General features: G+C 39.6%; 22 protein-coding genes. 4 read left to right on the forward strand and 18 right to left on the reverse strand.

Annotated elements, in window-relative coordinates:
- Positions 1-53: 53 nt before the first annotated feature.
- Positions 54-1,397, forward strand: a complete 1,344-nt coding sequence (locus tag HNQ82_RS06260) for a potassium transporter TrkG (protein ID WP_183248090.1) — start codon at positions 54-56, stop codon at positions 1,395-1,397.
- A 12-nt stretch (positions 1,398-1,409) separates the two neighbouring features.
- Here HNQ82_RS06260 and HNQ82_RS06265 read toward each other — a convergent pair whose 3' ends face one another.
- From HNQ82_RS06265 to HNQ82_RS06290, 6 genes are all read right to left on the reverse strand, one after another.
- Positions 1,410-2,600 (reverse strand): MFS transporter, encoded by a 1,191-nt coding sequence (locus tag HNQ82_RS06265; protein WP_183248092.1) that lies wholly within the window; start codon positions 2,598-2,600, stop codon positions 1,410-1,412.
- Positions 2,601-2,690: 90 nt separating this feature from the next.
- Positions 2,691-3,962 (reverse strand): TRAP transporter large permease, encoded by a 1,272-nt coding sequence (locus HNQ82_RS06270; RefSeq protein ID WP_183248094.1) that lies wholly within the window; start codon positions 3,960-3,962, stop codon positions 2,691-2,693.
- On the reverse strand, positions 3,959-4,480 hold the full coding sequence (locus HNQ82_RS06275; protein WP_183248096.1) for a TRAP transporter small permease subunit: 522 nt from the start codon (positions 4,478-4,480) through the stop codon (positions 3,959-3,961). The genes HNQ82_RS06270 and HNQ82_RS06275 overlap by 4 nt, the downstream gene beginning before the upstream one ends.
- 55 nt (positions 4,481-4,535) lie before the next feature.
- Positions 4,536-5,579: a TRAP transporter substrate-binding protein gene (locus tag HNQ82_RS06280; RefSeq protein ID WP_183248098.1), complete on the reverse strand. Its 1,044-nt coding sequence runs from the start codon at positions 5,577-5,579 to the stop codon at positions 4,536-4,538.
- Positions 5,580-5,659: 80 nt separating this feature from the next.
- Positions 5,660-6,337: a response regulator gene (locus HNQ82_RS06285; protein ID WP_183248100.1), complete on the reverse strand. Its 678-nt coding sequence runs from the start codon at positions 6,335-6,337 to the stop codon at positions 5,660-5,662.
- The gene (locus HNQ82_RS06290) at positions 6,334-7,926 is read right to left on the reverse strand and encodes an ATP-binding protein (RefSeq protein ID WP_183248102.1); all 1,593 of its coding nucleotides are present in this window, start codon (positions 7,924-7,926) and stop codon (positions 6,334-6,336) included. The genes HNQ82_RS06285 and HNQ82_RS06290 overlap by 4 nt, the downstream gene beginning before the upstream one ends.
- A gap of 73 nt (positions 7,927-7,999) precedes the next feature.
- Between HNQ82_RS06290 and HNQ82_RS06295 the strand changes: the two genes are divergently transcribed.
- Positions 8,000-9,055, forward strand: a complete 1,056-nt coding sequence (locus HNQ82_RS06295) for a DctP family TRAP transporter solute-binding subunit (protein ID WP_183248104.1) — start codon at positions 8,000-8,002, stop codon at positions 9,053-9,055.
- A gap of 26 nt (positions 9,056-9,081) precedes the next feature.
- Here the strand turns inward: HNQ82_RS06295 and HNQ82_RS06300 are convergent, their stop codons facing one another.
- The 8 genes from HNQ82_RS06300 to HNQ82_RS06335 all read right to left on the reverse strand — a co-directional run bounded on the left by HNQ82_RS06300 (position 9,082) and on the right by HNQ82_RS06335 (position 15,980).
- Complete coding sequence (locus tag HNQ82_RS06300) at positions 9,082-9,378, reverse strand: rhodanese-like domain-containing protein (protein ID WP_183248106.1); 297 nt, start codon at positions 9,376-9,378, stop codon at positions 9,082-9,084.
- 11 nt (positions 9,379-9,389) lie between these two features.
- Positions 9,390-11,033: a CoA-disulfide reductase gene (gene cdr, locus HNQ82_RS06305; RefSeq protein WP_183248242.1), complete on the reverse strand. Its 1,644-nt coding sequence runs from the start codon at positions 11,031-11,033 to the stop codon at positions 9,390-9,392.
- Between the two features lie 72 nt (positions 11,034-11,105).
- The gene (locus tag HNQ82_RS06310; RefSeq protein WP_183248108.1) at positions 11,106-11,459 is read right to left on the reverse strand and encodes a rhodanese-like domain-containing protein; all 354 of its coding nucleotides are present in this window, start codon (positions 11,457-11,459) and stop codon (positions 11,106-11,108) included.
- A gap of 67 nt (positions 11,460-11,526) precedes the next feature.
- Positions 11,527-12,678 carry a toxic anion resistance protein gene (locus HNQ82_RS06315; protein WP_183248110.1) on the reverse strand — a complete coding sequence of 384 codons (1,152 nt, stop codon included), beginning with the start codon at positions 12,676-12,678 and terminating at the stop codon, positions 11,527-11,529.
- Positions 12,662-13,315 (reverse strand): 5-bromo-4-chloroindolyl phosphate hydrolysis family protein, encoded by a 654-nt coding sequence (locus HNQ82_RS06320; protein ID WP_183248112.1) that lies wholly within the window; start codon positions 13,313-13,315, stop codon positions 12,662-12,664. The genes HNQ82_RS06315 and HNQ82_RS06320 overlap by 17 nt, the downstream gene beginning before the upstream one ends.
- A gap of 136 nt (positions 13,316-13,451) precedes the next feature.
- Entirely contained in the window at positions 13,452-14,081 is a 630-nt protein-coding gene (locus tag HNQ82_RS06325; protein WP_183248115.1) for a PEGA domain-containing protein, read from the reverse strand.
- Between the two features lie 100 nt (positions 14,082-14,181).
- Positions 14,182-14,742, reverse strand: coding sequence for a histidine phosphatase family protein (locus HNQ82_RS06330; RefSeq protein ID WP_032101853.1), 561 nt, complete (start codon positions 14,740-14,742; stop codon positions 14,182-14,184).
- Positions 14,739-15,980: an MDR family MFS transporter gene (locus HNQ82_RS06335; protein ID WP_183248117.1), complete on the reverse strand. Its 1,242-nt coding sequence runs from the start codon at positions 15,978-15,980 to the stop codon at positions 14,739-14,741. Before HNQ82_RS06335 ends, HNQ82_RS06330 begins: the two co-directional genes overlap by 4 nt.
- A 127-nt stretch (positions 15,981-16,107) precedes the next feature.
- Here HNQ82_RS06335 and HNQ82_RS14675 point away from each other — a divergent pair, with 127 nt between their 5' ends.
- The gene (locus tag HNQ82_RS14675; RefSeq protein WP_281380803.1) at positions 16,108-16,236 is read left to right on the forward strand and encodes a hypothetical protein; all 129 of its coding nucleotides are present in this window, start codon (positions 16,108-16,110) and stop codon (positions 16,234-16,236) included.
- A 9-nt stretch (positions 16,237-16,245) separates the two neighbouring features.
- On the opposite strand, the gene HNQ82_RS06340 is transcribed toward HNQ82_RS14675, so the two are convergent.
- From HNQ82_RS06340 to HNQ82_RS06355, 4 genes are read right to left on the reverse strand one after another with little or no spacing between them, the layout of a single operon-like run.
- Positions 16,246-17,115 carry a metal ABC transporter permease gene (locus HNQ82_RS06340; RefSeq protein WP_183248119.1) on the reverse strand — a complete coding sequence of 290 codons (870 nt, stop codon included), beginning with the start codon at positions 17,113-17,115 and terminating at the stop codon, positions 16,246-16,248.
- The gene (locus tag HNQ82_RS06345) at positions 17,112-18,008 is read right to left on the reverse strand and encodes a metal ABC transporter permease (RefSeq protein WP_183248121.1); all 897 of its coding nucleotides are present in this window, start codon (positions 18,006-18,008) and stop codon (positions 17,112-17,114) included. Before HNQ82_RS06345 ends, HNQ82_RS06340 begins: the two co-directional genes overlap by 4 nt.
- Before the next feature lie 7 nt (positions 18,009-18,015).
- A complete protein-coding gene (locus HNQ82_RS06350; RefSeq protein WP_183248122.1) occupies positions 18,016-18,756 on the reverse strand; it encodes a metal ABC transporter ATP-binding protein in 741 nt (246 codons plus the stop codon).
- 2 nt (positions 18,757-18,758) lie between these two features.
- Positions 18,759-19,664, reverse strand: a complete 906-nt coding sequence (locus tag HNQ82_RS06355; protein ID WP_183248123.1) for a metal ABC transporter solute-binding protein, Zn/Mn family — start codon at positions 19,662-19,664, stop codon at positions 18,759-18,761.
- 301 nt (positions 19,665-19,965) lie between these two features.
- Here HNQ82_RS06355 and HNQ82_RS06360 point away from each other — a divergent pair, with 301 nt between their 5' ends.
- Positions 19,966-21,276: an APC family permease gene (locus HNQ82_RS06360; protein WP_183248124.1), complete on the forward strand. Its 1,311-nt coding sequence runs from the start codon at positions 19,966-19,968 to the stop codon at positions 21,274-21,276.
- The last annotated feature ends 14 nt before the right edge of the window (positions 21,277-21,290 follow it).

Genomic DNA, 21,290 nt, shown 5'->3' on the forward strand with positions numbered 1-21,290 from the left:
ATTTGCCAAAATCAAAATATGTTTAAAACGAAAACATGTGAGGGAGTAAAGCTGTGAAGTCTCGAAAATTATCCCGTCTATCTACCGTTCAGCTTATTGTTTTGTTTTACTTTGTAGCTGTTTGCGTATCCACACTGTTACTATGGCTGCCTTTTTTCCATCAACCCGGTGTGAAACTGAGCTTTGTTGATGCATTATTTACTGCTGTAAGTGCTATTAGTGTAACCGGGCTAACTGTCGTATCAACAGCGCATACTTTTAATACACCTGGTATATTTGTATTAGCTTTTATTCTCCAATTTGGCGGCATTGGCATTATGGCACTTGGTACATTTATTTGGCTGATGTTTGGAAAAAAAATCGGGTTTCGCGAACGTCAACTTATTATGACGGATCAAAATCAATCAACATTTGCTGGTTTAGTGAAGTTAATGAAAGAAATTTTAACGCTCATTATCGCTATTGAACTGATTGGCGCGATCATTTTGGGCATATATTTTCTTCGCTACTTTTCATCATGGCAAAAGGCGTTTTTTCAAGGCTTCTTCGCATCGGTGAGCGCAACAACAAACGCTGGATTTGATATTACAGGACAATCGCTTATTCCATTTGCTGACGATTATTTTGTCCAAACAATACATATGATTTTGCTTGTGTTAGGAGCCATTGGTTTTCCTGTGCTCATCGAAATAAAGGAATTTTTATTTTATCGTCAAAAGCAACAATATCGCTTTTCACTTTTCACAAAATTGACGACCGTCACATTTTTTCTACTCGTTTTATTTGGAGCATGGGCGATTTTATTGATCGAATGGAATCAATTTTTTGCTAATAAAACATGGCACGAATCACTTTTTTATGCGTTATTTCAATCGATTTCTTCTCGCAATGGTGGACTAGCAACGATGAATGTTGCCGATTTTTCTGAACCGACGTTACTTGTTTTAAGTGCACTCATGTTTATCGGTGCCTCTCCAAGTAGTGTAGGGGGAGGGATTCGAACAACAACATTTGCCATTATGATATTAACCATTTTCTTTTATGCCAAAGGGAAAAACTCGATTAAAGTGTTTCAACGAGAAATTCATCATGAAGATATATTAAAATCGTTTATCGTGTTCGGAACAGCTTCCATTCTTTGTTTTTTAGCTGTCGTGCTCCTTTCTTTTTCAGAACCGTTTACAATGACGGAAATTGTCTTTGAAGTATGCTCCGCCTTTGGAACAACAGGCTTATCCATGGGCATCACGTCACAACTAAGCACATTTGGGAAGCTAGTTATTACCGTCTTGATGTTTATCGGACGAATTGGTATTTTATCATTTTTGTTTCTTATCCGTGGCAACAAACAAAAAGAATCGTATCATTATCCAAAAGAACGCATTATTATTGGTTAAAAGCGAAGGTATTTATGCTCCTTCGCTTTTTAACTCTTCTTTTTTACGAAACATCGTGTACATCATTAACAAAAGTGATAAAAATCCAAACAAAACGACCATATTTTCTAATCCAATGGTATCTAACAAAAATCCCGAAGCTAACAATACGGTTTGGAACGTCACGCGATCAAACATATTTTTAAATGAAAAAAATCGGCCGTGATATAACTTTGGGACATTCGTTTGAAAAATCGTCGCAATCATCGGGAAAAAGCAACCGACACATATACCAAACAAACCAAACGAGACAAGTGAAACCCATTTAATATGAGCAAAATGCAAAGATAGTTGCGCAAAAGCAATGAAACAAGTTAATGCATACATCCATTTCACATACGTTTGTTCACGAGCGGCATACTTAATGAAAAAAGCTCCAAATAAAAATCCGATTCCTTCAATGGTATACAGCCATCCTTTAATTGACGAATCATGTTGCAATTCGCTAATGTTTATGACCATTAAATTAAATCCACCAATAAACAACTGTGGTACAATCGTTAAAATAACCGCCATATAAACAATAGGTAGACTCTTAATAATTGGAAATATATCTGTAAATCGTTGCTTTTCTTTTACATAGTTTGTTGTTTCGCGCTTTTCTTCCTTTATATCAATAAAAAACGTAAGCAAAAATAGTAAAATATATGCAATTATTGCTCCAACATATAACATTTGCAAACTCGTAATCATCAGAAGTGCACCACCAAAGGCGGTACCAAAAATACGTGATAAGGCTGAAATGTTCATATGTATACCATTGACAGTCATCAATTGCTTCTCATCTGCTACAACAAGCGGGATGATCGCTTGTAGCGTTGGAAAATAAAAAGCTGCGGCCACTTGAATCAAAACCATAAAACAAACCATAAGAAAAATAGATTCGTATTTTAAAGCGAACAGCATAAAAATGACGCTACATATACGTCCGATTCCAGCGTATAGGAGAATATGTTTTTTCGTATATGTATCAATCCATTTTCCCGCTATCGGACTAACTATAACACCAGCAAACAAACCAGAAAATAAAATAAGCGACTTCACAAAGTCAGATGGAACATGCTTTTGCATAAACTCTAAATTTCCGATAATTCCAAGCCATAAACCAACCCCAACAATAAATTCTCCAATAAAAATGAGTATCACATTTTTATTTTTCCACATATATCGTTCCCCTTCTCTCACTTCCAATACATGTATTTTATTGTACAATAAACAATTAAAAAAGAAAAACCTCTCCATCTCAAGAGAGGTTTAACGAATAAGGAATGTTGATAAATCTTCCCAGATGATAATTAAAACGAGTTGGATAAGCATAATGAGTAAAAACGGTACAATGGCGCGAATGACTTTTTCAAGAGGCTCTTTTGCAATACCGCTCACGACAAACAAGTTTAAACCGACAGGCGGTGTAATCATCGCAATTTCTAAATTGACGGTCATAATGATAGCAAAGTGATACGCGTTAATACCTAGGCTATCAAGTACTGGTAAGAAAATCGGTAGCGTAATTAAAATGATCGCAATCGCCTCTAAAAACGTACCGAGCACAAAGAAAAGTAAGTTTACAAGTAAAATAAACATCCATTTGTTAAATTCATGATCAATAATCCACTGCGCGATCGCTTGTGGTACTTGAGCCAACGTTAAATATTGTTTAAATAAAATAGCAGATGCAATAATCATAAAAATCATCGAACTAATATGAACTGTTTCTCGTAAAATCGGACGCCAATCTCCCCACTTTAACTCACGATAAATAAGGAGCGACACGATTACCGCGTACGCGCTCGCGATCACAGAAGATTCCGTCGGTGTCGCCATTCCTGTGTAAATCGAACCGAGAATTAAAATCGGCATGAGTCCACCTGGAATTGCCTTCCACGTCAATGCCCACCTTTCCGACCATGTTGCCTTTTGTCCGTACCCGAATCCGTTTCTTTTTGCATATACGATCGCAGAGACGATAATGATTGCCGTTAAGCAAAGACCTGGAATGATTCCAGCCATAAATAATTTATTAATCGTTGCTTTATTTTCTGCAACATACCCGTACATGATGAGCGGAATGCTCGGCGGAATTAAAATACCGAGTGTCCCTGCTGCCGCAACGAGACCCATCGCATATTTTTTACTATATCCAGCTTGTACCATAGCAGGAATCATAATCGAACCGATCGCAGCAGCAGTAGCCGGGCTCGAACCAGAAATGGCGGCAAAAATGGCGCAAGCTAGCACGGTCACAACCGCCATTCCACCCGGTAAATGACCAACCCACGCACGCAATCCATCAATTAAATATTTTGAAATTCCTCCTCGTGCTAAAATAATACCTGCAAACACAAACCCCGGAATAGCCATTAACGACGTATGGTTAAGTGCAGAGAAAATTTCAACAACTGCACTCTCATAATGGAAATTAAGAAAAGGTAAAAATAAAAGGGCGGATAAAGCTAATGCAAACGCAACAGGAACTCGGAGTAACATTAACAATATAAATACGACAAACAATCCAATAGTCATCATACTTGTTCCACACCTTTATGTTCATAATCAGATTCTGGTAACCCTTTCGATACACGAACGAGACGAACGATAAAACGAAATAACATCAATACTCCCATCAGCGGCATGACCATATACACTTTCCACAGTTGTACACCTTCACCGATTGAAACGATACCCATTCGATAGGCGCTAAACTCGTCTAAAAAAATACCTTTTACGCCATAAACAACGAGAAATAATGCGAAGATGAGCCCTACGACATTAGCAAATATGTCAACAGCTTTTTTTACTCGCTCTGGAAGTAAACGATAAAACATATCGATACGAATGTGATGGTTATCTCGTAATGCGACGACCGCGCCGATCATCGTTCCCCACACGACCATATATCCTGCATATTCTTCTACAAAACTTAAAGGCGAGTTAAATACATAACGCATAACGACACCTAACAAAATAAGAAACAGTCCACCAACAATAAATAAACCGGCAATCCAATCTTCTAGCGCTTCAACAACATGCTTCAATTTTTGCACGTTCGCCCCTCCTCTTATAGAAACAACCTGGAAAACTCCAGGTTGTTCCAATTCGTTATTCATTTGCTTTTTTCGCTAATTCGATCAAGTCTTGACCGATGCTATCTGCAAATTTATCGTACACTGGCTGCATAGCTTTTTGGAATGCTTCAATATCTTCTTTTGTTAACTCGTACACTTCCATTCCGCTTGCTTTCAATTTTTCATATGACTCTCTGTTTAACTCTTCAGACCATTTTCGTTGTTGCTCAGTCACTTCTGCGATGACTTCTTCTAACGTTTTACGAACGTCTTCTGGAAGGATATCCCAAAACTTCGTATTCGTCAATAAAAGGTAGTCTAAACGACCGTGTCCTGATACCGTTAAATATTTTTGTACTTCTGCATATCCTTGCGTATCAATGTTGTTAAACGTGTTTTCTTGTCCGTCTACTGTACCTTGCTGCAATGCAACATACACTTCAGAAAATCCCATTGGCACCGCAGATGCACCTAACGCGGCAAATTGTTCATCAAGCACTTTTCCTGTTTGTGTGCGGAACTTTAATCCTTTAAAGTCTTCTGGTTTTTTCAACGGACGTTTAGAGTTAGTAAAATGCTTTTCTCCATTCGCCCACATTGCCAACACTTTAATGTTATATTTTTCTAGCTTTTGCGATAAAATTTGTCCACCTTCACCGTCCCAAAATTTATACACAGCTTCATCGCTCGTGAACAAAAACGGCATATCAACGATTTGGAAAGCTGGATCGTAGCTGACGAGCTTTGTCGTCGACGGCGCGATTAACTGTACGGTGTTGCGAGGCAATTCTTGAATTGCTTTGTCGTCGTCGAACAATTGACTAGATGGGTACACTTCTACTTTCACTTTTCCGTTTGTTCTCTCTTCAACAAGCTGCTTGAACAAGTCTGCCGCTTTTCCTTTCGGACTATCTGGGGCAGTAACATGTGAAAATTTAATAACGATCGGCTCACTCGCAACTTCCTCTTTCTTTTCTTCTGTCTTGTTTGTACTTGTACTCGTCGATTGCGAGTTACTACAAGCGAACAACCCCCCAACTAGCAAGACAAGCATAAGCAAAAAGCTCATTTTCCTCATGAAAAATTCCCCCCTATCACTAATTACGATTTTAATGATATCGCTTTCAATGAAAGGAAGGAATATTTTGAACATATTGATCATTTTGTTCTTTTTGGTCTTCGATAGCGGTGAATCGGGCGACCGATCGTCCCGTACTGTACTTCTTTCTCTACTTCACCGATACTATCTAAATATTCTAAGTAACGCCTCGCTGTGACTCGTGCGATACCGATCGCTTCCGCCACTTCATCAGCCGACTGAGCAACCGTTGTTTTAGACATATATTGTTCAATTTGTCGAAGCGTTGTCTCATTTAATCCTTTTGGCAAACTCACTTGTTGTACTTGCGTCGGCTTATACATCCACTCGTCAATTTGTTGTTGCGTCACATGTTTATCTTTTAACGTTTTCCGTAACGATTGGTATCGCTCAATTGCTTGTTTTAACCTCTCGAACTGAAACGGTTTAATAATATAGTCAACTGCCCCGTTGCGCAACATCGTTTGAATCGTTTCTGCATCGCTAGCTGCTGACACGATAATGACATCGACTTCGTAACCGCACTCGCGAAATAAACGAATCGTCTGTACACCATCTAATTTCGGCATATATACATCAAGCAAAATTAAATCTGGGCGCAACTTCTCTAACTTTTCTAACGCATCTTCGCCGTTGACAGCCGTCCCGACGACCGAAACTCCATCCACTTGAGCCACAAATTGCTTATTAATTTGTTGAACCATCGGATCATCCTCTACTAACAGCACGCGAATCATACATCATCCCCCTTATATCTTGAAAATAAAATGGTAATCGTCGTCCCTATTTGCCAACTTGATTCAATATTTATGTCGCCGTGACTTTTTCTCAAAATGTTATAAATAAGATGCATCCCGATACCTTGATGATTCCCTTTTTTTGTTGTATACCCGTAATCAAATAGACGCGCTTTTTCTTCTTCCTTTATCCCAATTCCGTTATCTTCTATTACGATCGTCCAGCTATCTTCCTGTTCTCCGATCCATAACTCGACAAATTTTTCTTCTCGCTCCGTCGCCAAGCATGCATCAAAAGCATTTTCAATCAAATTGCCAAGTAAAACGACAAAATCATGGCGATCTAATCGCGGTGGGAAGGAAAATAACGCACTGGAGCGGTCGATGATGAATGTAATCCCCATTTCTTTTGCCCGCGACACTTTGCTTAAAAGTAAACCCGCAACGCTTTCATCATGAATACGCGTGCGCAAAAAATGCATAAAAGCTTCCTGCTCTTCTCTTTCTTCAAATACGTAAGCGAGTGCTTCTCGCGTCTTACCGAGTTGAATGAGCCCAGCAATTGTATGTAATTTATTCATATACTCGTGGTTTTGAACTCTGAGCGCCTCAATAAAAGCTCTTACCCCTGTTAACTCTTCGGCCATTTTGGCGACTTCTGTTCGATCTTGGAAAATTGCGACCGCTCCTACAATTTCACCACCTACTTCGATCGGAATGCGATTGCTGACGATCAACTGATTACCGACGATAATTTCTTGTTGATATACTGCTTTTTTCGTATATAAAACTTCCGGCAAACGTGTATCAGGGATGACGTCGCGAATATACTCGCCGATAACTTCTCCGCTTACTCCCATCATTTGCTTTGCACGTTCGTTAAAAATCGTAATTCGTTCTTTTTTATCGATTGCGATGACACCTTCATACATCGCATGAAACGTCGCTGTTCGCTCAACGAGCAATCGCGCTAGCTCATACGGTTCAAGCTGAAACATCTCTTCTTTTAAATGATTCGCTAACAAGAGCGAGCCAACGACGCCACAGCTAATCGTAATCATCAACGTCCAAGCAATTTCTCTCTGAAAATCTTTCAATATTTCTTTTATAGATGGCAATACATTCCCAACAACAACGACCCCTACTTGTTGGTGTTCTTCACTCATGATCGGAGTGAACGCCCGTACGGAAACGCCTAATTCTCCTTTTGCTTTCGAAATGTACGTATGCTCCGTAAATGCTTCAATTTCATCTTCACCGTAAGAAACTGTACCTAGTTTATCGTAAGACGGATGAGCGTAACGAACACGGTCCATGTTCATGACAACAATATAATTTGCATGATAAATTGTTCGGATGTTTTCGACAATCGGTTGAATGATAGTCCATCCTTCTTTTTGTTGTACATGTTTTTTTACTTCTGGTATTTGCGCTACTGTTCGAGCGATCAAGAGGGATCGTTCACTAAGTGACTGTTCTTTTAATTGAATGACGTGACTAATGACGATGGCACTTCCGACTCCGATACTCACAAGGACGATGACTGTACATAACATTAAAATTTTCCATCTAATCGACAACTTTTTCATTTATTGTTCATCCATTCAGCATTTTCTTGTATAATGTATAATTAATTATACAACACAGCGCGCGGTGATAAAGATGAAGAATGTAAAATGGGGTGTTTTCTCGATTGCCATAATCATTTTTTGGCTGTATTGGCTCGTTCCTTCGTTTTCATCAACATCTTCTCTTCCGTATGACGACGAGCAAGAAGGACTTGAAGATCAACTAACTATTCGATTCAGTCATGTTGTCGCCGAACATACACCGAAAGGATTAGCAGCACAAAAATTTGCATCGCTCGTAGCAGAAAAGTCAAACGGGAAAATAAAAGTCGAAATATATGCAAATGCAACACTGTTTACAGACGAAGAAGAAGTGAACGCATTAAAGCAAGGCAAGGTAGAAATGATCGCTCCTGCCTATTCAAAGCTAACGTCGCTAATCCCAGAATGGCAAGTGCTCGATTTACCGTTTGCCCTTCCAAATGACCAAGCCGTTGAAGAAGCGCTTCAAGGACAAATCGGTCAAATTTTATTCTCAAAGTTACAATCTTTCCATATTAAGGGGTTAACGTTTTGGGAAAACGGGTTCAAACAAGTGACAAATAGCGTTCGCCCGCTTATACATCCGACTGATTTTCATGGATTACGATTTCGAACGATGCCGAGCGAAGTGATTCAAGAACAGTTTCGTTTGCTTGGCGCTATACCGAAAGTCACCCCTTTTCACGATACATTTCGTGAATTGTACTACAAACAAGTCGATGGTCAAGAGAATACAATTTCTAACATTTACTCAAAAAAGTTTTATGAAGTGCAACCGTACATGACTATTAGCAATCACGGATATCTCGGATATGTTGTGTTAATGAACGAAACGTTTTGGGAACGATTAACACCATCTCAACAACAAATTATTGTCGAAGCACTCGATGAAACGACAACATGGATGAAAACACATGCAAAAATTATTAACGAAAAGCAGCTACATGAAATCGTTCAAACGAAACGAGTAAATATTCATGAATTAACCGATGAGCAAAAAAGAGAGTGGCTAAGTCATCTTTATCCCTTATATGAGCGCGTTCGTCACCAAGTCGGAGAACAGCTGATAAACGAAGTGTTGCGCATTCAACAAAAATATTTGCGATAAAAAATAAGACTGGCACATCGCCAGTCTTATTCCACTTCTCCTTCCCAACTCATCATGCCACCTACCATGTTTTTTACACGGAAGCCTCGTTCCGATAGCCATTCGCACGCTAATGCACTCCGACCACCGGAATGGCAAACGACAATATACGTTTTGTTTGGATCGAGTTCGTTTAGTCGGGCAAACAATTGTCCGAGCGGAATATGGCGTGCGTTTGGAATTTTTCCTGCCGCAACTTCATGCGCTTCCCGAACGTCTAGCACTTCGACATTTGCTTCATGACGCAAGGCATCTGCTTGTTTCGGTAGAATATTTTCAAACATATTTATTCCTCCTACTTTATTACACTCGAATACAATTTATATCCACCGTCTAAATTTTTTGCTTCAAAGCCATGTTCTTTCAAAATGCGAGTGGCTAAATATCCACGCAAACCGACTTGACATGTAACATAAATCGTCTGATTTTTCGGCAATTCGTGAAGGCGATCGCGCAAATCATCAAGTGGAATGTTGATGCTTCCTGGAATTGCCCCTCTTGTTTCTAATTCTTTTGGAGTACGAACATCAATGAGCAACCCGCCGTTAGCGACGATATCATTAATTTCATGCCATTGCACGGTTTCCACCATACCATCTAACACGTTTGATGCTACATATCCGACCATATTGACTGGATCTTTCGCTGATGAAAACGGCGGAGCATAAGCTAATTCTAAGTCTGGCAAATCATATACTGTTAATCCACCTTTTATCGCTGTTGCAATAACGTCAATGCGTTTGTCCACCCCATCTTGTCCAACCGCTTGCGCCCCATAAATGCGACCTTGACGATCAAAAATTAATTTTAACGTCATTTGAGTCGCTCCTGGATAATAGCTCGCATGGCTCATTGGATGAACGTGAACAACTTCATAATCGATGCCGTGGTGCTTTAATATTTTTTCGTTCAATCCTGTGGCTGCTACGGTCATATGAAAAATTTTGGCGATTGACGTACCAAGCGTTCCATTATACTTCACGTCACGACCGTTAATGTAGTCAGCAACAAGGCGACCTTGACGGTTTGCCGGCCATGCAAGTGGAACAAATGTTTCAAATCCATGAATAAAACTTTTTACTTCAATGGCATCACCGATCGCAAAAATGTTTGGATCAGACGTCTGTAAATGTTCATTCACTTTAATCGCACCACGAAAACCGAGCTCTAGTCCTGCCTCTTTTGCCAATTGGCTTTCTGGCTGGACACCAATTGCTAAAATAATCATATCTGTATCGATTGTGCGACCACTTTTTAACACGACGCGCCGTCCTTCGTCTTCAAACGCTTGTACGCCGTCTTCTAAAATTAAATCAACACCGTGCTCTTTCATGTGTGTATGCACAATCGCTGCCATCTCGTAATCGATCGGTGCCATGACTTGATTCGCCATTTCTACAAGCGTCACATGCACACCGCGCTCGGTTAAGTTCTCAGCCATTTCTACACCGATGAAGCCACCACCAATAACGACAGCACGTTTTGGCTTTTCGCTATCGACAAATGAACGAATACGATCCGTATCTGGCACATTACGCAACGTAAAAAGTGCTTTTGCTTCATCAATACCTGGAATTGGTGGTACAATTGGTTTTGCCCCAGGAGACAAAATAAGAACGTCATAAGGTTGTTCATATTGTTCATTTGTTCGTAAATTTTTCACTGTTACCGTTTTTCGATCACGGTTAATGCTTATCACTTCACTTAAATTACGTACATCAATACGAAACCGTTTTGACATACCATCAACTGTTTGAACAAGCAACTTACTGCGTTCTTGAATGACATCCCCAATGTAATAAGGAAGTCCGCAGTTTGCAAATGAAATATATTCGCCGCGTTCAAACATAATAATTTCATCTTTTTCGCTTAACCGACGTAATCGCGCTGCGGCGGAAGCTCCACCGGCTACACCACCAACAATGACGATTTTTCTCATCATATATCCCCTCCATATACAAGTACGTGTAACCGTATTATAACAAACAATTGCTTCATAAAGTTTGAACAGTTAGTGACATTTTACCATATTTAACTCATGTACATGTTCGTATTCCTTTATATAATATCCTTGTACTGAAAAATGATAACGTCTAAGTAACCGAATTGCGACATTTTTCTCTAGTTCATTATGGGCAACGACAACAACTTCACGGTGTGGAATGGCTCTATAGTGACGTTTGAAGTAAGCAATTGGAATACGGACCGCTCCTTTGATTTCATCCTTTTCATTGTAGTCACGCACATCGAGCAATGTCACTTGTCCGTCTATACGTAAAGATTGAAGCTTTTTTACTCCCCGAACAGGTACGTAACGATAATATAATGCATATAACACAAACATCCCGAGAATTGCATAAATCATGTTATTTTACCCCCCCTCACAAATCATACCCTAACAGGTATAAAAAAATCAATAAAAAGAGCTGATTTTATTCAGCCCTTTTTAATATAAGTAACCGTTGTTTTAATTGTTCCTCCATTTCAACAAGCTCCCGTTCCACTTGCTGGCGCTTCATTCGTCCTTCTTGTTGAATTTTTAATGTTTCTTCAAGTGTTTCTAACAAATTTTCTTGCGTTTTCTTTAACGTTTCGATGCTGACGAGCCCCTCTTCATTTTCTTTTGCTGCTTCAATTGTATTGATTTTTAACATTTCTGAGTTGCGTAACAACAATTCGTTCGTCGTTTTTGTTACCGCTTTTTGCGCTTCAACTGCTTTCTTTTGGCGAAGCAACGTTAGTGCGATAACAAGTTGATTTTTCCAAAGTGGAATGGCAGTCAAAATCGACGATTGAATGCGTTCAACTAACGTTTGATTGACGTGTTGGATCAGTCGAATTTGCGGTGCTGTTTGAATCGTAATTTGGCGGCTTAATTTTAAATCATGAATGCGCTTTTCAAGCCGATCAGCAAATTGAATCATATCATTGACTTCTTGCACGTCCATTTGATTTTGTGACTGTAATGCTTTTTTTTCTAACTCCGGAATCGTTTTTGTTCGCAGTTGTTCTAGTTTCACTTCAGCAGCAGCAATGTAAATGTTTAAGGCATCAAAGTATTCTTTATTTTTTTCGTATAACGTTTCTAACATCATAATATCGCGAAATAATATTTGACGATGTTTTTCAAGTTGATCAGCGATACGGTCAATTTCGACACCTAATTTTTGATATTTCGACAAAATATGTTGGACAGACTGGGTGACAGATTGAAACATACGTGCCAAAAAACTTTTTTTATTCATCGCAAAATCTTCTACGTTAACTTCTTTCATTTTTGTCATGAGTTCATGAATCACTTCTCCAACAGGCCCAGCATCTTTTTTTTGTACATGATTTAAAATCGAATGAGAAAAGCGCGATAGTTCGGCTTGGGCTGCCACACCGTATTGCAAAATGGCTTGATGATTGCGTGGATCAATTTGCTCAGCAAGAGCTAACGCTTTTTGCCGATGTTCCTCCTTTAATTGATCGATTAATCGCGGAGATGATGGCTTTTCGTTTACTTCTGTCACTTCGCCAAATGGATTGGCAAGCAACGAATCGATCGAGCTTGTCCAAAGTACTTCATCGTTTTTGTTCATGCTTTTTCTCCTCCATCATTGTTACTGTATGCTTAGTGGATAACGAAAGAGGCTTAGCTGCTGTAATCGTATGTTTCATAAGTTTTACTTCCGTTTGTAAATCAAATAAATCTTCTTCAAGCATGTCCAACAGCTGATTTTCTGCTTTCGTAAGTGCAAGATCAAGCGCTTGTTCCGCTTCACCAATCGCTTGCCGAATTTCATCATTTTTCACCGGCTGCCTCATTAAATAAATGTACTTATTAATAATTGTAACAATCGAATCTAATGTCGTATTAAAAAATGGCTGCGCGACAGCTAAACGATCCGGTTGTTTTTCAACTATTTCAATCATTTTTTGACAAATGGAGTACAGGCGCGAAAGTTTGGAAAACATCGCAACCGAACGAACTCTCCACAAACTTTGTCCAATTGTCCGCACCTTTTTTTTCGCTTCTTTCAACCGATCATCTTTTGAAGGATAATGTTTCTCCTCTTTTTTCTTCATGTAAAATGAATACATTATTCCTATACTTCCCCCGATCAAAAATGAAATAAGAAATGGCAAGCGAAATGCAAACAATGAAATCAGTGCACTAAATAAACCGACATTCCATGACACAAACCATCGCCATATCGTTCGAATGACCCGTTTCATCGTCGTCCTCCCATCGTCTATGATCCTTTATTTTACTACGATTTCATGCGAAATGGAAACGATGACTATACTACGTACGAGCGAAAGAATATGTTTCGACTTTCATAAAAAAAGACGCAACATGTCGTTGCATCTTTTAGTTCGAGTCGAAATGAACGATCCGAATCCGCTCTCCTCCAAAGAGCGATATTTTCTTCGCTTGTTCTCGTTCATCTGTCACCATTTTCACTTCATATAATCCAGGAACATACTCTCCTACTTTCATTAACGATGCATTCGTTTCACCGACGTATGTGTTGTTAATCAAAATACGGGCTCCTTGCTCGTTCGTTTGCACATATACATGGTATAACGCAGGTTCAAATTTGTATGTTCCTTGTGACAATTTCATTAAAAAAATCGGTGGAGTTGATGTTAATCCTTTTATGTAAACTCGATCATCTTTTTGTCGGTCTAACTCTTTTCTTATTTGGTCATAGCCTTCTGGATGTTTACGCAAATACGCAAAAAGCGGTAAAAGCGACGCCTTATTTTCTAATGGAACATCGATGAACTGTTGCAACATATGCATATCTTCTTGGCGCAACGCTGCGATGAATTGCTCGATTGCTTTTTGTTCACTCGTCTTTTGTTTCGCCACTACCCATGCACCGACGACACATGTGCTGACAACGAACAATAAACATACAAAAACAAATAGTCGTTTTTGCTTTCGTCGTTCGCCTCGCGTCATCGCCTCTTTTTGCATTCCCCCTTGTTCATTCACACGTATTTCCCCTCTTTTTCTCAATATTTACATGATTATATGTATGAGAAGAAAAGGGAAAATATGAGAAAAAGAAGGGGCTACACAACATATATGTACATCACGGTATGTGCCTTGTCAACGACAACGTCACAGCTTCCCAATACGCCCATTTTTTCTTTTTTGCAAGCCAACCATATCGTCTGAGTTGCCGACTAACAAGCAAATGAAACCAACCATGTCCAATGACGACAACGGTTCCCGTTCGAGCATAGTGGACGAGCTGTTGTGCCGCTTTCATCGCTCGCTGCTTTGTTTTGGTATAAGGCTCCTCTCCATATCCAAAAAACCATAACAAGCGCAACAAAATAAGCCACATCCATAGCGGATATACACCTTTCATCCACTTTGGCGGTTGAGGGAGTGGGGCTTCATTTAGCCATTTGTGCTCCTCAATTGGACTTGCTGGTTGCAATAAAGACGCTGAATGGCGAGCGCGAGCAAGCGAACTAACAAGGACGACAGATGCGCATTTTATTTTTTCTTTTGCTTCCGCATACGATAGAGGCTCGTCATAAACGATCGCCTCATCGTATGCTTTTAACCAATTGATTAATTGTTCTCTCGTCATCCATCCGCCTCTTTTACAAACAGGCTTTCCGTGCCGAATAAGAATAATCATGCTTGTTTTTCCTCCATCATTTGAAACATGACAGCATACAACCACGCACTGCATATCGCAAGTAACATTAAAATAAAAAACGTCCAATGATACGCAAATGGGAGCGTCAAAACGAGCGGGGCAATCATGCGCCCGAGTGTAAAACGTAAACTCGCTGCGGCAAAATATTGTCCACGCATATGCTCAGGTGCCAATTTAGCTACAAATGTTTGTTGTAAGCCGACTGTCATCAGCTCGGCAAGTGTAAATACAGCAATTAAAATAATCATAATCCATAGCGATGTGGTTTGACCAAAAAGAAAAATAGCAATCCCGTAAAAAAGGGAAGAAAAGACAAATACCCACTTTTCTTTATAGTTCTCCATCCATTTCGTCACAGCGACCGTAAATAAAACGACAAGCAGTCCGTTCTCAGCAATAAGGACACTAAACGCTTTTTCTCCACTTAATGAAAGCGACCAAGAGCCAATGGAAAATAACGTTTGTTGGGACACAACGTCTTTAATGTAAACAGGAAGTAAAATATCAAGTTGCATAAACGTTTGCGCCACGAGAATACCAGCAACAATAAATAAAAGAAACGTGCGATCTTTTACGATGAGACGATAATTGTTTAACTGCTCAATAAAAAACATATACCATGTTCCTGTTGGTTTTCTCCATATCGGTGCTGTCTCATCTAAATAAATAAAAAGAACAATGGCAACGATCGTACAAAACGTCCCTGCAGTCAAAAATAAGAAGAAACGATATTGTGGATAAAATATTCCGCCAAGCAGTGGACCGATGACAACCATCACGTTATTCATCGTATAAAACACAGCAAACACGCGACTTTGATCTTTTTCAGCAACGACATCAGCGACCATCGCTTGACTCGCTGGCCAATAAAGCGACCCACACACACCTACAAGAGCAAAACAAATAAAACTCATCAAAGGTGACGAGAATAACGGTGAGTTGAATAGTGCAAATAAGAAGAAAGCAGCTGCTTGTCCACACGCAGCAAGCACCATCATTTTTTTTCTTCCAAATCGATCCGCAAAATAACCGCCAAGCAAATTCGCAACAACGGAAAATAGTTGCGAAATCACAAGCAATATGCCCGCTTTTTGTCTACCGAACATGTCAGAAAAATATATCGCGATAAAAGGGAATATCATCCAAAATGTAACTCCGACTAATGACTCCCCAATTAAACGAATGCGTAAGTTTCGATCCCAATCCCGTATTCGCATTGTATTCCCCCCCTTTTAAGACAACCATTTTGTTATTATACCATTTTCGTACAAAAATTTCGCTAATAAAAAAGATTGACAAAATGACAGAAAAATAAGAAAATAAATTCAAAAGGAAGTGAGCACGATGAAAATAGTGAAAAATATTATTGTTTCTTATGCAACAGTTGTTGCGATTATTGCATTGCTTCCTGCTTTTTTAATTACAAATGATGTAAGTATTATTGACTCGTTTCTTTCTGTAATAAAAGATTAAATCTCCTGCCTAGGCAGGAGATTTTTTTAACCATTTTCGCAATAACCCATGTTTTGGTGCAATCCATAAAGAGATAAAAAAGAGGACACCTGTCGCCACTGCAATCGCTCCTGAAATGGACACATTGAATGCTGTTGCCCCCATGTAACCGATCACCGACGATAAAACACCAATTAGTGCGCTACATATAAGCATCACGCTTAGTCGATCCGTCCATAAGTAGGCCGTTGCACTTGGTACAATAAGCATGGCTACAACTAAAATTGCTCCAACACTATCAAATGAAGCAACGGTCGTCAGCGACAACATCCCCATTAATACGTAATGAATAAACACGACTGGAATCCCAAGCGTTACAGCCATTTCGCTATCAAATGAGCTAATTTTTAACTCTTTATAAGCAAAAACAATGACAAATATATTGATTGCTAAAACAAATCCAAGCAACCAAACGGCTTTCGAACCGATGCTTTTTCCGCCAACTTCAAGCACATCCCACGGCACAAATGCAATCTCCCCCATTAAAGCGTGTTCAACGTCTAAATGGACGCGATCCGCAAATAAGGAAATCAGAACAACCCCAATAGCAAACAAACATGTAAACACAACACCGATAGCAGCATCGCTTTGTACCCCTTTTTGATGCAACAATTGAACGAGAAATGTCGTTAGCAATCCAACAAGCAAGGCACCGATGAGCATAGACACCCCTTGCAGCTGATGGCTCACCATATATGCGCCTACAATCCCTAGCAACACACTATGGCTGATCGCATCAGACAGCATCGACATTTTTCGTAAGACGAGAAATGTACCAACTAATCCACAATTAATTCCGACAAGAGCTGCGGTGAATAAAATCCAAATCGTATAGCTCATGCTTGTTCCCCTCGCTTATAGAGTTGTTTAGCTCGCAACGTTCGTCTTTGAATATAACGACGAATCATTTTGCTGCATAAGCCGCGTTTAGGGGCGAATAAAAACGAACAAATAAACAACATTGTCGCAAAAATAATGACAAGCGGACCAGTAGGAACATATGCAATCAAACTAATATATGCTCCGGCAACACCTGACAAAGCACCAAATCCTCCTGCTAACCACATCATCCACTCGAGCTTTTCTGTCCAATATCTTGCAGCCAGCGCGGGCGTAATTAACAGCGCAGACATTAACACAACTCCAACTGCTTGTAAACCAATCACAACAACGGAAACGATTAAAAACATAAGCACACCGTTCAACAGTGACACCGGCACACCGATCCCTTGCGCAAACGCCCGATCAAATGTAATAATTTTAAACTCTTTGAAAAAAACGAGGATCGTGGTAATCATAGTTATAGCCGTTACCGTTAACACATTCACATCGCTTCCAGTCAACGACGCTGCTTTTCCAAACAAAAAGTCGTTAATTCCACTTTGATTTCCACCTTCATGTTGATTAATCCACGTTAATAACACAATACCTAAACCAAAAAATACGGATAATACAATGCCGATGGCGGCATCTTCTTTAATGCGCGTATGTTTTACAATAAATTGAATACATACTGTAGCGATATACCCTGAGCAAGCAGCACCAATTAGAAAGACGAGAAGCGATTTTTGTCCGTAGAGAAGAAAAGCGATACAAATTCCTGGAAGCGCAGCATGTGCCATCGCATCTCCTATTAAACTTTGTTTCTTCAGCAATGCAAACGTACCAATCATTCCGCTCGCCAATCCGAGCAAAGCCATGCTTGTAAATACCCATTGAACATTAATGTCCATACGCGATTCACCCCACGATATGTGCCGCAGAGAGGAAAGTGACCTTTCCACCATACGTTTTTTGAATATGATCGTACGTAAATACACTTTCCGTCTCGCCAAATGCAATGACGCGTTTATTTAACAATAAAACGTAATCAAAGTAATCTCGCACCGTTTGCAAATCATGATGAACGACTAATACTGTTTTTCCACGCATTTTTAATTCATTTAACAGTTGGACAATCGCTTTTTCTGTTGCGGCATCGACTCCAACAAACGGTTCATCCATAAAATAAACGGATGCATCTTGCGCAAGCGCACGCGCCAAAAATACACGCTGTTGCTGTCCGCCAGATAATTGGCTAATTTGTCTTTTCGCATATGGTAACATTCCGACTTTGTCTAAACATTGCATAGCAATATCCACATCTTCTTTTCGTGGTCGTTTCCACAATCCAATATGACCGTATCGCCCCATTAATACAACATCAAGGGCATTCGTCGGAAAGTCCCAATCGACAGAATTTCGTTGTGGAACATATCCGACAAGATGACGTTGCTTTTCATACGGCTTACCATATACGAAAACATTTCCATGCATACGCGGAATAAAATTTAACATCGCTTTCATTAACGTTGATTTTCCTGCGCCGTTTGGACCGATAATTCCGACTAACTTCCCTTCTGGAACAGAAAATGATACATCTTCTAATACAAGTTGTCGATCATATGCAACTGTTACCTGTTCAACAACTAGCGGATTCATCGTCATTCCCCCTTCAATGCTTGTGCAATCGTTTTGACGTTATAACGATACATGCCAATAAACGTTCCTTCTTCTGTTCCTTCTCGCCCAAGGGCATCTGAAAATAGTTCTCCACCGATCGAAACGTGATGACCACGTTGTCTTGCGCCCTCGACAACTGCTTCAATCGCTTTTTTCGATACGCTACTTTCAACAAATACAGCTTGAATATTTCGATCAACAATAAAGTCAACAAGCTCTTGCACATCTTTTAGCCCGTATTCAGCATCTGTGCTTAGCCCTTGTAAACCAAGCACTTCAATATCATACGCGCGGCCAAAATAGTGAAAAGCATCGTGTGCTGTAATTAAGACGCGCTGTTTTTTCGGAATGGCGTTCATCTCTTTTTTCGCTTCTTCTTTTAATTGCATAAGTTGAGATTCATATGCTTCCGCTCGTTCTTCGTATATTTGTTTATGTTTCGGATCCATTGCACTTAATTCGTCTCCTACCATCTGTACAGCGTAACTCCATAAATCAAGGTCAAACCATATATGCGGATCATATACTCCATCTATTTCAATTAACTTCTCTTTCGGAATCTCTTCACTTACTGCGACGACTTTTTTCGTTTTTGACATTTTCGTAAATATTTCTCCGAGTTTTCCTTCTAAATGAAGTCCATTGTAAAAAATGATGTCTGCTTGACTTAATTTTTGAATATCTCCTTGCGTCGCTTTATACAAATGAGGATCTACCCCTGGCCCCATTAGCGCTTCCACGTGAACATATTCTCCCCCGACATGTTTAACAAGATCAGCAATTTGCCCTGTCGTTGCGACGACATAGATGACATCTTTTTTATTCTCTTTTGTTTCGCATCCAAATAACAATAACAAAGCGGTCCATATGATCATCCACTTTTTCATATGCTTCCTCCTCCAAATTTGCATCAGGATATAAAAGTTTCCTTAACACAAAACTTAGCGAAAAAAATTTGTTTACTCGCCCATCATATGCATTAGCATAAAACGACGTGATGTGTGGGATAAGTAAACAATGATGATTTGAGTTAAAAAAGTTTCTTTAAACCAAATTTAGTTTTATCTTATTCTTTTCTTTTCACGATGTCAATATTTTAATTTTCAAAAAAAGAAGTTTTTCTTCATCTCATGCTATAATAGCGATTGTTCGATATAAAAAAACATTTGTCCTTTAGGAGTGAACAGAATGACAAACACACAATTGAAACGAAGCATTGGATTCATTACAGCAACAGCGATCGTCATTGGCACTGTCATCGGTTCTGGGATTTTTATGAAACCTGCGATTGTCATCGGAGCAACGGGCAACTCAACACTTGCTCTTCTCGCTTGGGTCATTGGAGGGATTATTACATTAGCAAGCGGATTGACGATTGCAGAAGTAAGTGCAAAAATTCCTGAAACAGGCGGGTTGTATGTATATATCGAAAAAGTGTACGGACGGTTTTGGGGCTTTTTATGTGGATGGGTGCAAACGATCATTTACGGTCCTGCCGTCATCGGTGCATTAGGGTTGTATTTTGGAGCGTTATTTGCAGGGATTTTTGCACTGCCAAAGGAAAGTGAACTTTGGATCGGAATCATCGCTGTTTTATTTTTATCTGTCATTAATATGCTCGGCTCACAATTTGGTGGAATCGTCCAAAGCGTGTTAACTGCGGCAAAGCTATTACCTATTTTTCTTATTATTATCTTCGGAGTCGTAAAAGGAAACGTGCCGATCTTCGGTATGGATAGTGGCAGTAGCCAAGCGATCAGCATGGGGGCAGCAGTTTTAGCAACATTGTGGGCGTACGACGGATGGATGAACGTTGGATTTGTTGCTGGTGAAATGAAAAATCCGGCAAAAACGTTACCAAAAGCTATTATCACCGGTATTCTTATTGTCATGTTTGCCTATGTGGCTGTGAATGTTGCATTGCTTCATGTCCTTCGTGCCGATGAAATTGTTGCGCTCGGTCCAAACGCAGCAAGCGAAGCAGCAACCATTTTATTTGGGGCATTCGGCGGAAAATTAATTGCTATTGGTATTTTAATTTCTATTTTCGGCTGTTTAAATGGAAAAGTTCTTACATTTCCTCGCATGCCATTGGCGATGGCAACAGATAGGTTATTTCCGTTTTCCCGTTATTTTTCTCGTATTCATCCAAAGTGGCGCACGCCTGTATTTGCAACGTTAATGCAAATTACTATTGCGATTGTCATGATGTTACTTGGTAATGCCGATCGCTTAACGGACATTGCTATTTTTAGTGTCTTTTTATTTTACGGCTTTGCTTTTTATGCAGTATTTTTATTACGAAAATCATCACCATCTAACGAACAATTATATCGAGTGCCACTTTATCCATTTACTCCGATCGTTGCTCTTGCCGGCACAGCATATATTATTATGAGTACGGTACTCCACGCACCGCTAGATACGTTTTTATCGATTGTTGTTACGTTATCTGGTATCCCGATATATTATATCATTACAAAAAAGCGACAAGGATAATTCTTTGTCGCTTT

Source organism: Anoxybacillus tengchongensis (assembly GCF_014201585.1).
GTDB lineage: Bacteria > Bacillota > Bacilli > Bacillales > Anoxybacillaceae > Anoxybacillus > Anoxybacillus tengchongensis.

Excerpts from the sequence above, each read along its gene's own strand:
- HNQ82_RS06265 (WP_183248092.1), bottom strand. The coding sequence starts at position 2,600 with ATGTGGAAAAATAAAAATGTGATACTCATTTTTATTGGAGAATTTATT.
- HNQ82_RS06270 (WP_183248094.1), bottom strand. The coding sequence starts at position 3,962 with ATGATGACTATTGGATTGTTTGTCGTATTTATATTGTTAATGTTACTC.
- HNQ82_RS06280 (WP_183248098.1), bottom strand. The coding sequence starts at position 5,579 with ATGAGGAAAATGAGCTTTTTGCTTATGCTTGTCTTGCTAGTTGGGGGG.
- HNQ82_RS06285 (WP_183248100.1), bottom strand. The coding sequence starts at position 6,337 with ATGATTCGCGTGCTGTTAGTAGAGGATGATCCGATGGTTCAACAAATT.
- HNQ82_RS06290 (WP_183248102.1), bottom strand. The coding sequence starts at position 7,926 with ATGAAAAAGTTGTCGATTAGATGGAAAATTTTAATGTTATGTACAGTC.
- HNQ82_RS06295 (WP_183248104.1), top strand. The coding sequence starts at position 8,000 with ATGAAGAATGTAAAATGGGGTGTTTTCTCGATTGCCATAATCATTTTT.
- HNQ82_RS06300 (WP_183248106.1), bottom strand. The coding sequence starts at position 9,378 with ATGTTTGAAAATATTCTACCGAAACAAGCAGATGCCTTGCGTCATGAA.
- cdr (WP_183248242.1), bottom strand. The coding sequence starts at position 11,033 with ATGAGAAAAATCGTCATTGTTGGTGGTGTAGCCGGTGGAGCTTCCGCC.
- HNQ82_RS06310 (WP_183248108.1), bottom strand. The coding sequence starts at position 11,459 with ATGATTTATGCAATTCTCGGGATGTTTGTGTTATATGCATTATATTAT.
- HNQ82_RS06315 (WP_183248110.1), bottom strand. The coding sequence starts at position 12,678 with ATGAACAAAAACGATGAAGTACTTTGGACAAGCTCGATCGATTCGTTG.
- HNQ82_RS06320 (WP_183248112.1), bottom strand. The coding sequence starts at position 13,315 with ATGAAACGGGTCATTCGAACGATATGGCGATGGTTTGTGTCATGGAAT.
- HNQ82_RS06330 (WP_032101853.1), bottom strand. The coding sequence starts at position 14,742 with ATGATTATTCTTATTCGGCACGGAAAGCCTGTTTGTAAAAGAGGCGGA.
- HNQ82_RS06335 (WP_183248117.1), bottom strand. The coding sequence starts at position 15,980 with ATGCGAATACGGGATTGGGATCGAAACTTACGCATTCGTTTAATTGGG.
- HNQ82_RS14675 (WP_281380803.1), top strand. The coding sequence starts at position 16,108 with ATGAAAATAGTGAAAAATATTATTGTTTCTTATGCAACAGTTGTTGCG.
- HNQ82_RS06340 (WP_183248119.1), bottom strand. The coding sequence starts at position 17,115 with ATGAGCTATACGATTTGGATTTTATTCACCGCAGCTCTTGTCGGAATT.
- HNQ82_RS06345 (WP_183248121.1), bottom strand. The coding sequence starts at position 18,008 with ATGGACATTAATGTTCAATGGGTATTTACAAGCATGGCTTTGCTCGGA.
- HNQ82_RS06350 (WP_183248122.1), bottom strand. The coding sequence starts at position 18,756 with ATGAATCCGCTAGTTGTTGAACAGGTAACAGTTGCATATGATCGACAA.
- HNQ82_RS06355 (WP_183248123.1), bottom strand. The coding sequence starts at position 19,664 with ATGAAAAAGTGGATGATCATATGGACCGCTTTGTTATTGTTATTTGGA.
- HNQ82_RS06360 (WP_183248124.1), top strand. The coding sequence starts at position 19,966 with ATGACAAACACACAATTGAAACGAAGCATTGGATTCATTACAGCAACA.